This window comes from Spirochaeta isovalerica (assembly GCF_014207565.1).
Classification (GTDB): Bacteria; Spirochaetota; Spirochaetia; order DSM-2461; family DSM-2461; genus Spirochaeta_F; species Spirochaeta_F isovalerica.
Genome location: NZ_JACHGJ010000002.1, coordinates 436,088 through 449,901, shown reverse-complemented (window position 1 = coordinate 449,901; position 13,814 = coordinate 436,088). Strand labels below are relative to the sequence as shown.

9 protein-coding genes are annotated in these 13,814 nt (G+C 47.7%); 1 reads left to right on the top strand and 8 read right to left on the bottom strand.

Annotation, left to right across the window (positions count from 1 at the left end; genetic code table 11):
- Positions 1-95: 95 nt before the first annotated feature.
- The 7 genes from HNR50_RS22705 to HNR50_RS06895 form a co-directional block, all read right to left on the bottom strand.
- Entirely contained in the window at positions 96-3,368 is a 3,273-nt protein-coding gene (locus HNR50_RS22705) for an endonuclease/exonuclease/phosphatase family protein (protein WP_184745232.1), read from the bottom strand.
- 222 nt (positions 3,369-3,590) lie between these two features.
- Complete coding sequence (locus HNR50_RS06920) at positions 3,591-4,247, bottom strand: FecR family protein (RefSeq protein WP_184745230.1); 657 nt, start codon at positions 4,245-4,247, stop codon at positions 3,591-3,593.
- Between the two features lie 19 nt (positions 4,248-4,266).
- Entirely contained in the window at positions 4,267-5,544 is a 1,278-nt protein-coding gene (locus tag HNR50_RS06915) for a hypothetical protein (protein ID WP_184745228.1), read from the bottom strand.
- A complete protein-coding gene (locus HNR50_RS06910; protein ID WP_184745226.1) occupies positions 5,541-5,957 on the bottom strand; it encodes a hypothetical protein in 417 nt (138 codons plus the stop codon). Before HNR50_RS06910 ends, HNR50_RS06915 begins: the two co-directional genes overlap by 4 nt.
- 57 nt (positions 5,958-6,014) lie before the next feature.
- Positions 6,015-7,397, bottom strand: a complete 1,383-nt coding sequence (locus HNR50_RS06905) for a hypothetical protein (RefSeq protein WP_184745224.1) — start codon at positions 7,395-7,397, stop codon at positions 6,015-6,017.
- 117 nt (positions 7,398-7,514) lie between these two features.
- A complete protein-coding gene (locus HNR50_RS06900) occupies positions 7,515-8,177 on the bottom strand; it encodes a PAS domain-containing protein (RefSeq protein ID WP_184745222.1) in 663 nt (220 codons plus the stop codon).
- A gap of 58 nt (positions 8,178-8,235) precedes the next feature.
- A complete protein-coding gene (locus HNR50_RS06895) occupies positions 8,236-10,137 on the bottom strand; it encodes a bifunctional diguanylate cyclase/phosphodiesterase (protein WP_184745220.1) in 1,902 nt (633 codons plus the stop codon).
- Positions 10,138-10,244: 107 nt separating this feature from the next.
- Here HNR50_RS06895 and HNR50_RS06890 point away from each other — a divergent pair, with 107 nt between their 5' ends.
- Positions 10,245-12,941, top strand: coding sequence for an adenylate/guanylate cyclase domain-containing protein (locus HNR50_RS06890; RefSeq protein WP_184745218.1), 2,697 nt, complete (start codon positions 10,245-10,247; stop codon positions 12,939-12,941).
- 9 nt (positions 12,942-12,950) lie between these two features.
- Here HNR50_RS06890 and HNR50_RS06885 read toward each other — a convergent pair whose 3' ends face one another.
- Positions 12,951-13,793 (bottom strand): helix-turn-helix transcriptional regulator, encoded by an 843-nt coding sequence (locus tag HNR50_RS06885; RefSeq protein WP_184745216.1) that lies wholly within the window; start codon positions 13,791-13,793, stop codon positions 12,951-12,953.
- Positions 13,794-13,814: the final 21 nt, after the last annotated feature.

Here is a 13,814-nt window from a genome sequence, read left to right as displayed (position 1 = left end):
ATCTTCCCTTTCATAGGACAGCGGCATATGATCCGGAGGGAGCGGCAGTAAGCTATCAGCTTTACTGCCGCCAATTGTATTCAGAAAATCATTAATCAGTAAACGCCGTAATATGTCGCGGCATCCACATCGGCCTGAGAGTACTCAGTCCATTGGCTTATATCAAAGACAGAGCTTCCGGTTGTCACATCGTGATTTCGCATCAATCCGAGATTTGAACCGAAATAGGAATCATCTCCGGGAATGCCTATGGCATCAAGGACCGCGTCTGTACCGTCCTCGTAGGATCCGTTTCCATTCACATCCTCGATCAGCACAATAACATCATTCCCGTTAAAGAAGGTAGCCCCGCTGTTGAATGAACTTTCAGCGGACATTTTACCGGTAATGGCTTCCACAGCCGAGCTGTTATAGACGCCCACCAGTTCTCCGGAAGAAAGAACCCAACCGGCAGGAAAGGCATTGACAGTTCCTTCCGCCAGGGCTTTCCCGTTTGAACAGAGCAGCATAAATACAGAATCGAGATTCACATCGTCTGTACCGGCGTTGTAGACTTCCAGATATTTGTTATTAGAACCACCCTCTCCGTAATCGGAGAAAATAAGTCCCTCGATCGAACCGGAAGGCCCCGAACCGCCATCATATCCCGGAACCACATAGGCCAGAACAGGATCGTGATCGCTGTGTCTGGTCTGGCTGCTGAACTCGGAGTTCCGGTGGACAATATCCACCTGAGCGGCGCTGTTGAACAGAGCGGGAGAAACCAGAATGTGGTCCAGCTGCTGGCTGTTTCCGTTGTAGTTGTAGGAATACTGCTCTTCCGCAGGAAGAAGTTCTTCCGTCAGATTAATCAGAACACCGCCTTTCAGAGTCTGAAGAGGAGCGGAAAACTGGAAGTCGTTCAGGTCGCCGGCCACAACGATGTTGGCATCGGACTGAACCGCCAGGATCTGATCGACGAAATCATTGATAGCCGCTGCCTGAACCAGTCTTTCCGCTTCGGAACCGAGAACGGGAGGCTGGGCTTCGCCGAAGAGAGTCGTATCACCGCCCTTTGAATTGAAGTGGTTGGCAATAACAAAAACCGTTTCGCCGGCAAAGTTGAATTTCCCGATAAGAGGACGCCGGCTTCCCGCAAAGGAATCGACGCTGATCCGTCCGGGACTGAGAGAAATATCAGCCTGTCCGTCTGTTGTCAGAACCTGAGTATCAGTTACGGCATCGCCGCTTCCGATGTCCTCAAAAGAAACCCTGGCTGTATTGAAGAGGAATCCCACGCGGATATTGGCACCGGTCCATCCCCCCTCATCATTGTTGACGGGGTCGATCTGGCGATAGTCGTAAGTCGCCGGTCCGCCTGCTGCAGCGATAGCGTTAACCAGGGCTGTAAAGTTCGCATCGGCAGAAACAACACCGTCGTTTACCGAATAGGAATCGTCAGTCACTTCTTCCAGAACCAGAATATCGGGGCTGTTAAGAGCATCCACAACGATTTCAGCGGTATGATCGATCTTTTCCTGTATCTCCGCAGCACTCATTCCATCATCATCTCTGGGGAAGTTTTCCACATTGAAAGCCGCTACGGTCAGTCCTTCTTCTGTTCCCGTGAGATCCGATGTCTCCGGCTCAAGAGTTCCGCTGATAAGATCGGGAAGAACTGTAGGGAGAACAAGGAACTTGCCATAGGAATAACCGATAACACCCTGAACAGGACCGCTGAAACGGTCTCCCGTATTGGCGACGGGTGCGGGCAATCCCAGAATGTAGGCATCGGCATCGATAGAGACCAGATTGGGATTGTAATTGTCCGCGCTGATGGTAACTCCGCCTCTGGCATTCTTTGTATAAGCAGGGGCTGTGGCGCCGTTATCGGCCAGAACGGGAATTTCTCCATACTTATCACCGGCGACGACAAGGGCATCGTTTATCTGAACAAGCATGGATTCAATACTCTCGTAAAAATCGATGCCGTCTTCTTCGGGATCGAAAACGCTATCGTAAACATCAACTGTCGCATCGTTGCAGATGATTTCGTTGGGCAGCACTCTTCCGCCGAGACCGAGAATAACCGGCGCGGGCAGAGGATAATTGCTCTGGATAACTTCTTTTATTGTGGGATAGGTAATTTCGGTCAGTTTCAACTCATTTGAATAACCGTATTCTTTAACCGTACCATCCACGACGACCAGGTCCCCTACTTCGAGAGCCGAGGGATTGGTGTAGACAAGTATACCTTCCGACGTGGCATCATCATTATCGGGAACCGGGCTCTGCATCCAGAAGCTCCGGCTGTCTTTTGCCGTTACCACACCGATCAGGTTTTCTACAGTCTGTCCCGCATAGGGAGACGTATGGCCGGCACCCTGTACAGTATGAATCTGCATATAGGGAGAGAGATCCAGTTCCGTTACCCGGAAAGTAACCCCGGTTGACCCGCCGCGCATACCGTCAACGGTAAATGCCAGGAGGTCGAGGTTATAGATTCCTTTGTCGAGACCTTCAACAGTGCAGCTTTCTCCTGTTGCATAGGGCTGGCCGTTAACAAACCAGAAATAAACCAGATTTTCCGTTTCAGCAGGTGCGGAAGCCGATACGGTCATGGACGCCGTCTCTCCGAAAGAATCGAGAGCATCGAGAATGGAAACCTCGATGGGATTATTCATCTGCTGGTCGATGGTGAAATCAAGAGTTCCGCCTGGCTGATTGACCTCATCGTAATCGAAGACGCCTTCCGTAACTCCGTCTTTGACAATCCGGACCACTTCGACTGTTCCCATCGTGTTGATTCCGTTATCCAGAAGCTCAAGGGAAAGGCTGTAGTAACCGTCGGCGACAGCATCGCTGGAGAAGGTCGCACTGTCTCCGGAAATAAGAAAGTCCAGAGACACCGGTTCTCCCAGGGCAGGCGTCAGAACGGCATTAACCGTGGGGATTTCAAGATCTCCCGCAGGCCAGTTAACTGTGAGATTCAATGTTCCGAATCCGTCAAAGGGGATCACTGTGACGGAGAGGGCCGTTGTTTCGCCGGTATGAAGGGAAGCTTCTCCGCTACCGGAACCGATGGCAAAACCTTCAGCATTTTTACCGGTAACAGTCACCGTCCAGTCGCCGAAGGCCAATTCATCGAGAACCAGAACTTCTTCCGATGTTGTCACATCAAAAGATTCTCCGTCGGGACCTTCTCCGAAAACTCTGTACTCCGCGATATCCATATCGATATCCGGGAGTAGAGTTCGGGAAACGTTCTCATTGAGGGTGATGACCAGAGCGGATGTTCCCTCCGGCGGTTCGAGATCTATCGGATTCTGACAACCCGAGAGAACAAAGAGACTTGCAAGTAAAACCATTAACACTTTTTTAATTTTCACTAAACACTCCTTTGTATGTAAATCATGTCCAATACATGTGTATTGCCAAATCAACGCAATTCGTCAGCTTATTATCTTATTATCATACATATGTGAGTGATCCCGTATATCAGCTTAAATCCGCTTTGTTCATATTACAAGAGTAAACTATTTATTTTTGAATAGTGAAAAAAATAGCCTCTGCGGTTTTTCCGCAGAGGCTATTTGAAATCATAATATCTATTACTGGATAGTAACAATCAGGTCATCAATGCTGAAGTCGATGAATCCCAGATTATCAAGCAAAGGGATAATCGTATCGATGGCGGCGGAAGGGTCGACAGAAACAGCTTCGACAATAGCATCCACAACTTCCTGGGGAATACCGCCGTCCTGCATTTCCGAAGAAGCCCCTACCGGAACGGTAACGATCCGCCCTCCGTCGCTGCTGAATGCTACCAGGCCGTCGGTAACCTGAAGCTGAAAACCGTTGAAAGTAAACTCGGTTCCCCTGACAGCCGCCGTGGCAATGGGACTCCTTACCTGGAACCTAGTCGGCTCCGTTTCATTCTTCTTAACGGCGGCTGTTATCCTACCCGTTCGAAGAGATAGACTGGTCTGATTACTGGCCCCCTCATCCTGAAGCTGATCAATCGTCAGCCTGGTCAGCGGCTGTACCACAATCGTAGCACGGGGCGAAAGCAGAACAGCCCGGGACTGGAATCCTGTGGAAATGGTCGCCGCGACGGGGACCACATCCCCTTTGGAAAGCGTTTTCCAACTCTGGCCGGCAAGCTGGATTTCGACCCGCCCGCTCACTTCCCGGACCGTCACTTCCTGAGCCGCAAGGCAGAGGGACAGGGCAAATATTAGAATTAAAGCAAAAATCGTCTTTTTCAAAATAAACCTCCTTCAGCGCCTAGAAACTCAGAGAGAAATAGCCGCCGAATTTGTATTGGACTCCATTATCCACAACATTTTCATTGGGAATGAATACCCCCCCCTTCACCTGGAATCCCAGATCGGACAGGGGTTTGATATTAACGGCAAGGGTTATCTCCTCACCCAGGAAAAGAGAAGAGGACGCATTGGCTTCCGTTACAGGAAGAGCGGAAACCGGACCGTCAACAGACCTGAAAAGCGTCAGGCTTCCCAGTGAGACGGAGAGAAATGATAAGGGAGTAATGGCAACTTTGACATCGCCATAGAACAGATTCCCCCGACCGATGCTGTAAACATAACCGACATTATTCATGGAGAAAGATGTATAGCGGTTGAGCGTGTCTCCTGCCGGATCGATATCCGATCCTTCATAATCCCCTCTTTCCTCCCAGGTTCCGCCGGAAGCATAGAAAAGATCCGTTGTAATAAGTGGTTTGAGGAAAACATTCAGCGGTAGAGTCAGTTTCAGCCCTGCCGCTCCGGCCAGAAGAGTGAGCGAAGCATCATCTTCAGCCATATTATAGATTCCCGCTTCGCCGGTCCCGTATAAATTATAGAAGAGCATAGAGCCGATTCGCCCTTTCAACCCCACATTGAGATAGAAGGAATGTAGAAGACCATCACCCGTTGTCAGAATGTCGGGGCTGAAAATGCCCCTGAAATCCTGCTGAGCCAGAAAAGCCGCAGTCAGTGCCCCGTCGCCGGGAAGAATATAGAAAGCCGCTTCCACGTACTCAGCCATTCTGGGAGAGGCCAGAAAGTTTCCCGAACCGGCCAGTTCAACATCGAGTGCAGTCATCTGAATATTACTGTTATCATTAAAAATGAGCCTGGTAAAACCGATACCCGACTCAATTCGGAATTTATCTGTACGGAGACCGAACTGCGCCCCGTCCCATAAGGTGCTGAACAGGTTTTTATTCATATCGCTTATGGAAAAACGACCCGCTTTCCAGTTTATAAGACTATTGGAACCGTAACCGTAAAGGGCACCGAATTCGGGAATATGATCGACAGGCTCATCGGCGCTGCCGTCGTATTTGAAGCGATAACCGCCCGATGCTTTAAAATTCAGCATAGGAGAGACCTGAAGCTCCCCCCAGAGAGAAAGGCTGACCACCTCAGTAACATGCAGGTCATTAATGCTCGAACCGTCAGTCGAGTTCTGAAGAACGCCGCCCCAGTCGAAATCAACGGCACTGAGAGAACCGGTGAAAAGAGAAAAAGCAGTTGCAATAATTAAGAGTTTCTTCATCGGTTATCCTCCGTCCACGCCAGAATCTGGGAAAGGGAAGTCATAACTTCCCAGGGAGTCAGCTCTGCACCGGGAAGCGGTTTGCCCGGCATCCATCGCCGGTAGGTCAATTCTCTGGCCGCATAGCGGGGAAGCCAGGTGATGGAGTATAATAATCCTCCTGGCAGATCCATAGCATCCATTACAATATGGGCGTACTGCCTGTATTCGATGGGAGCATCGCCATCCTGTTCGATATATCTTTTCCCGATCGGGGTTTCGCCGAGATACTCCATGGCAATCTGCCCTGTGGCTTCATCACCCAGAACTCCCGCCGCCTGATAGATGAGAAGGATTGTAGTGGCGAAATCGGCTTTTTCCCTGTTGAGGTAGTTGTCGAGAGTTTCGTTGGATTGGGCGGTTAACAAGATCAAAGAGATGAATAAGTATAAATGAATAAAGAACGATTTTTTCACATGTTTTTTCCTTATCTAGATAGAGTTATCCCAAATTTGAGTTCTGGCGTATATAAATGATTGACTATTTGACGATGCTCTTCCAAGAATAATAACCCAATCATTTACTGAATCTGAAGCACCGATATTACTATCAGTGTAAGTTAGTGCAGTATACGTTGCCCAATCAGAAACAAGTGTTGGACTAAGAGCATTAATTTTAGAAATAGTATCGATATCACTTCCTATTAAACTAGATGATCCAACAAGATGTAGTATTTTAAACTCTAACTCATCCACTTCTAATCCAGAAACGGGATTCCAATTAATCACTAAATTGTAAGGACTGTTTGTTGTATGTTGTGCTTCTGGACTTATATCAATCAACAAACCATAAGACACATCATATGAACCTGAGGGAAAGTAAGTCCATGACATTTCAACAGCTGTAGGAAAAACCGTCGAACCAATAAAATATTCACTCATTACATAACTATCATCAACATCTGGATAACCAATCATAAAAGACCTATATTCAGTAACTAAATTACCTGGAAATGCATCTCCAAATATTGTATCTACTGGATTTCCCAATTCATCATACATCATTACATACCCAGGAAGTATTGTAGGGACTGTAAAACTAGCTTCTACAGCTACAAAAAGAGCAATATCTCTTAAATAATCATACTCCAAATATGCGTCAAAGGCATTAAATGCAGTCTTGCCTGGCTCTGGTTCAGACACTTCCAGAAAAGGAGTACTAGAATCTATATAGGAAGCGGTATTAGAGGAAACTTCTCCCGTATCTACAGAATATAATTGGTTATTTGTAAAATCATAAGGTCTGATTGGAAGTACCAAGAAGTTGTCATTTAATTCATCAGTCGAGACAGGAATCCACTGAGCTTCAGCATATGTTCCTCCAGCTGGAATAAATGTCTGGCAGATAGCATAATCGAGGATTTCATCATAATCCATATCAGTATTATATCCGCCTTGAATTCCAGCAGTAAAAATAGTTTCATTTTCTTCCAGAAATGCCCTTGCATTTAATTCCTGATCCCTGGGCACATCCACAAATGTGGCCTCAATCGTTTCATCCAAAGTAGACAAATCCAGACTCAAAGTCACAATTGCATGACCGCCCCAGGCAGTCTCAACCCAGGTCCCGTTTCCGGTCACAGCCTTCGCCGAATCCGCATCATACGCCGCCTGATCATTAATCAATGCCAGTTCAATGTAAATATACTGTCCCTGCAATGCCAGCGCGCGGCTCGAAGCGGAACGCCCCGGCTGGTAAAAGGGATTGGATATCGATAAAGTCAGATCTCCGCCTTCACGGACGTCCCAGAGCAATCCGGAACAGGAAGACAGGAATATCATCAGTATTAAAGACTTAATGAGTCCTTTTTTCATATGCCCCTCCTAATGTCACAATACAATACTATCAGGCAAAAACTTTTCCAAATCAAATAAAAAGTATAATTAATTACAATTTATCCTAATTTCAGCAAAAAAACCGGAAGAACGGTCTTAACCTTTATCTTCTTCAAGCCTTTTCTTGAACTTCTGGAACCAGCCCTTATCTTTATAGAGCTTTTCGCTGCAGCTGTCGCAGAGGCCGTGGGAGAACACGGCCTGGGAATGGGATTCTATATAGGCTTCCAGTTCTTTCCAGTACCCTTCGTCATTGCGGATGCTTTTGCAGGATGAGCAGATGGGGACGATTCCTTCCAGCTCGCTGATTGTCTGCTTTGCTGTTTCCAGTTCTTCCCTTCTGTCTAAATCCCTTTCCCGGTAAGCAGCGATTTCTTTTCTCAAAGCGACTTCGCTGCTGATGTCGCGAATGTATCCGATAAAACGGAGAGGATTACCCTCTTCATCTCTTTCGCTCACGATCCCCCGGACTTCGCAGGGAAGCCAGGATTTATCTTTTCTCAGATACCGCACTTCATATTTGTAATAGGGAGAATGTCCTTTTATATGTTCGGAGATAAGTTCCCATCCCTCTTCCCAATCGCTGGGAAAATGGATCTTTTTAAGATTATCAAGAGTTTCCTCAAGCTCCCCTTTTTCATAGCCGAGAAGTTCCCAGAACCTGATGGAGCCGTCGACCTCTCCGGTCTCCATATTGATGGACCAGGAACCCACTTCGGAGAGGAAAATCAGTTCTTTGAAAAAAATGAGATCGGACATGCACTAATGATACACGGAAACAAGCCCGAAGTGAAAATTAATAAAAATTCCACTATTGTTATTTCTCCAGAAAAGCCCATCTGTTTTTATTGTGATGATCGTAAAAATCCTGTAACGCTACAAGCTCAATCGGCTTTGAAAAAACGAACCCCTGAATTTCATCTATGCCCTCCTTCTGGAGCCACAGGAACTGTTCGGGAGTTTCAACACCTTCGGCTACAGTCAGAAGATTAAGGGCATGGGCCATTTGAATGACCGCCCGGACTAGATGCTGCTGTTTCCCGCGGCCGGGGATGCCGTCGATAAACTTCTTGTCGATCTTCAGAACATTGATGTTCAGATCCTGCAGATACTCAAGATTGGAATACCCGGTACCGAAATCATCAACCGAAGCGGCGATCCCTCTGGATTGCAGCAGCTTCAGTTCGTCGGCTACACGCTCGTCCACACCCAGGAAAACGCCTTCCGTCAATTCGAATTCATAAGTGAAATCGGGACCGGCTTTCTCCGTATACTGAATCAGATCATGGAGTTTTTCCGCATGAATAATACTGGGAGAAATATTGACCGATATGGAAAAAGGTCTGTCGTTTCCCGCTTCCGGAGCAAAAATATCCCCGAGTTTCAGGCTTTCCTTCATCAGATAATGGGTCAGATAAAATATCTGATCATCTTTTTCGGAAATTGGTATGAATTCCACGGGAGAAACCGGTCCGACTGTGCTGTTGTTCCATCGCATAAGCAATTCTCCGCCGCTTATCTTTCCCGTTGTAACATTGAGACGGGGCTGAATCATTATGCTGATTTCATCATTTTTCAGGGCTTTTGCCAGTTTTTCCTTGAGGCTGGCTACCCGCTTCAGCCTGCGGTTCTGTTTTTCATTATATGAAACGATTGTATTTACGGGAATTTTGTAATCATTGTACAGATTCATCATAAGCGATGACAGCATCATGGCGGGGTTGGATATATCCCGGGGATAGTTAATGTGAACGCCGACGAAATTAATGGTGAAATACTGTTTGTTCACCGGATATGGTTTTAATAGCGTGCCTGAAATATAAGGATAATCGATTTCTTCATCTTTGTTGAAAAAGCAGATGAGAAAAGCCGCTCCGTGAAGCCGGTAAACCGAACATCCCTTTAATTCTCCCAGCCGGTCACCAATGGCCTGAAGCAGACTGTTGCCCGTATCGATGCCGTAACGGATATTATAGTCTTCAAAGTTTTTTATTTCGATGAGGATCTGATCTACACTTAAGGGATTATCGGCTTCCTCCTGCATAAACCGGGCGATATCGGCAGAGATTTTTCTATTGTTGGGTAGTCCTGTGACCGTATCGATGTAAGCCGTCTTTTCCAGTGCTTCTTTTTCTCTCTCAAGCTGCCTCGTATTGGCTTCATTAGTCCTCAGAGACTTGAGAAGATTATTGATGAGAAACTCCGCTGTAATCAGGACGGCAATCTGAATCATAAGATAACTGAGAACCGGACCGATCCAGTTCTTCCATTTTAATAATTCGGGTCTATTGGGAGAATCGACATCGATGATTTTATTGTTGTGCAACACCATGAAAAGCATTATGAGAAAAAACGAGACGATAAAACTTGTCCAGCCGGAAGAAGGGCTTTCCAGAAGGGTGGTAAAGAGAACCGCCGCCAGAAAAAAGAAAAAAGCCAGACTGGAAAATCCCCAGTAATAGAGTTCCGAAGTAGCCAGAAGCATAATAAGAGAGACAAAGAGATTGGATCTGAGTGCTTTGGGCAGCTTCCTGATAAAGGCGATGACGCCCAGAATGATCATTAGCGGCAGATAGATGAAGAGAACCCGGCTATAGATCTCCAGACTGAACTCTTCATAGGTAATAAAGAGCAAAACGGGAAGAGAGAGGAAAAAAAATGCCTTCAATAGCTTATTGAGAATTCTTATCTGGATCGGTTTAAGCGGCGAATAATCCATTTGATTGAATTATAGAATTCATCCAATGGCAGGTCAATTTTTTAGAGAATAAACATTCGGCGGAAAAAAATCCCGCTATTTGCACTGTTATGGTTTAAGATAAAAATATGAAAAAAGTACTGACAGCACTCGTTGTCCCCCTCATATCAGCTGCTTTGTTCTCGGGATTGCTTTTTACGGAGTTTTACCGGGGCCTTGACAGCAAACTATACGATCTTATGCTGCGCATCCGTCCGGGAATCCATCAGGACGAGCGTCTTCTGATAGTCGATGTCGACGACAGAACCATTACCAATATCAATATGTATCCTTTAAGCCGCGACATCTTTGCCGACGGTATCATTCTCATGAAGGAATTCAACCCCTTCTGGGCTGTGCTGGATATAGAATTCGTCGACCGGAGCCCTGCGGGAATCAATCTGGATGTCATGAACCGGAACATTCCCGAAGAGTTCGACCGGACGTTTTCCGATATCCAGGTAAACCAGGAAAGCCTGTTCCACTCTCTTCTCGAAGGGCGGTTTCCCATTGAAGAAGCCGGTCCGATAGTCGGGGAACTGTCCAGATTCACACTCAGCGAAAAGGACAGGCTTTACGAAGAGGTTCAGAAAATAGCCAGAGACAACGATGAATATCTGGGCCTGGCTCTCAGCTATTTCGGCAATGTGACGGCAACTGTCAATATGATGGATGAAGAGGACCCGACCATTACGGACGAACTCCGGTCCTATACAGAAGAGAATTTTCCCTTCAAGGACAAATTGGAGATAGACGGCGACGGATACGACCCCTTCTCCGAATCTGCTGAGATTAAACCCTCTATAATGAAAATTCTCTCGCGATCGACGACGGCCGGTTTCCCCCGCGTGGAAATCGATCCCGACGGGGTCAGGAGAAGAGTCGATCTCATCTACCGGAACAAAGAGAACTATTACGGCCAGCTGGGTTTTATGACCTACTGGAATATGTCGGGACGCCCGTCCATGGCTACCGACGGCAGATCTCTCCATCTCAAAGGCAAAGAGATTACCATACCTCTGACCCAGGACGGGAGAATGTTCATACACTGGCCGAAAGCCAACTACATCGAAAGCTTCCGCCATCTCTCCTTTTATGATTTATACCGCCACGACCTCTTAATGGACGATCTCTTCTACAATCTGAAGCTGATCGAGCAGGAAGGGCTCCTCGGATATCCCTATTACGACGGCGACATCAATATCATGGATTATTACAGAGAGCTGGAATCGTACCGGGAACAGTTTGTCCAGGCGGGAGACGGCACGGCGGCAGCCGATTACCGGGAGGCTCGCGATTATCTTCTGGGCGAGGTGGCGTCCTTACTGAACGGCACCGGCGAGGAGATGATTCTCCAGGACATCGAAGTTTACGGCCTGAATCCCGACCTTTCGGAAGATCAGAGAATTTATGTCGAAGATCTGAAAAACTTCGTACCCGAGGTTTTCTCCTCCAGCCGCAATATCCTGGCTTCGCTCCAGTCTCTCAGGTCCTATCTCGATGAAACAATCGACGGATCAATTTCCGTTCTCGGCTATTCCGGAACCTCAACGACCGATATCGGGGTCAATCCCTTTGAAGAAGGGTACATGAATGTGGGTCTCTACGCTTCAGTTATCAATACGCTCATTCAGAGAGATTTCCTCAGAGATATCCCCATCTGGCTCAGCGCTGTCATCACACTGATCATAGCCGTACTGACGACTCTGATAGTCTTCCGCCTCAAGCCCGGGCCCGGCGTTGCCGCCGGACTGCTGATGGCCATGCTTTCTTTCGTGCTGCCCGCGCTTTATTTCTATTACCGCGGAACCTATATCAACATTCTGCCGCCGATTCTTGCCACCGTCAGCGCCTTCCTGGCGACTGTTATCCTCAACCTCTTCAGAGAATCCAGAGAAAAGGGATTCATCCGCGGCGCCTTCAGCCACTATCTGTCGACCGACGTCATTACCGAACTGATCGACGATCCCAGCCGGTTGGCTCTCGGGGGGGAAGAACGGGAATTGACAGCCATCTTTACAGACATAAAAGGGTTCTCCACCATCTCCGAAAAGCTCACTCCGACCGAACTGGTATCCCTGCTCAATTTGTACCTGACGGAAATGAGCGATATCATCATGGAGGAAAAGGGAACCATCGATAAATACGAGGGAGACGCCATCATCAGCTTCTTCGGTGCACCTTTACAGATTTCAAACCACGCTGAAAAAGCCTGCATGGCCGCCCTGAAGATGAGAGATGCGGAAAAGAGTCTCAATATCAGACTGATTGATCAGAACATAACCCCCTCGCCCATTCTCACCAGAATCGGCATCAATACCGGTCCCATGGTCGTGGGGAATATGGGGACGAGCAAAAAAATGGACTACACCATTATGGGAAGCGATGTTAACCTCGCCAGCCGTCTGGAAGGGGTCAACAAGCAGTACGGAACGCAGATTCTGATCAGCGGAGCCACGAAAAAGCAGATCGGCGACGCTTTCGTTACCCGGGAGCTCGATAAAGTGCGCGTTGTGGGAATACAGCGTCCTGTCACCATTTACGAATTGTGCGGATTCCGCAAGCAGCTGAGCGAAGACCAGCTGCGGGCTTATGAGATCTATCATCAGGCGCTTGAGTTTTTCCGCGCGAAAAAATGGGCCCAGGCGGAAGAGTTTTTCCATATGGTCACCGAGTTGATTCACAATGACGGCCCTTCAGACGTATTCATCAAGAGGTGTAAGCAGTACAGCCATAAAGCGCCGCCTGCCGACTGGGACGGAGTTTACAATCTGGTTAAGAAGTAAAACTCCGGCTTAATGGATTCGGCGCCCCAGATTTCTCCTGTACTCAAGCGGCGTCATGCCGTAGGTGTCCCGGAACTGGCGGTGGAAATAATTGGCGTTATCATAGGAGCAGAGATAACAGATCTCCTTGACCGGGTAATTGGTGCTCAAAAGGAGTTCCGATGCCCGGTTCAACTTCAGATTTTTTAAATAGGCCGAAGGAGATTTACCCATATATTTCCGGAACGACCGGCTCACGTGTTCGGCGCATCGGCAAGACAGCTCGACCAGTTCCTCGACCGAAGGAATTCTGTTTTCCTCTTCGTTCACATGGAGAATGAGATCTCTCAGCCATTGGGGAATATCCGCCAGGGGTTCGTCACCGGACTCGGGCAGAAAAAAGCTATCGAAAACATAATGGAGAAATCTTGAGAATTTCAGGTCCGCCCTGCCCCCTTTTCCCGAGCTTCTGAGCGCACGGATCTGACCTTCCAGGTCCCTTCTGGCTGTTTGCGGAACAACGGCATAAGGAGGTCTTCTGTCAGGCTTGATAAGCGTTTGAACAAGTTCATCGCCGGCAATGCGGCGGAATGTATCCATCCAGGCTCCGGAAAAAGCTATGTTGCTGTACCGGAAATCCCGCCCTTTAAGCAAATGCCGGTCAGCTTCCCGGATAAACATGAGCCGCCCTTCGCTGTGGTTGTAAATTTCCCCGTTAACCTGATGATGGAACTGTCCTTCTTCGCAATAGACAAGCTCCCAGTGATTGCGGTGGCTGTGAAGGGGGAAACTGTATGGGGAATCGAGATTGTAGGAATGGACCAGGTATTCTTTTCTCCCGTAATCCTTCCACTCGAAAATCTTCATGGACATAGAGTAAATATCAATTCTGTT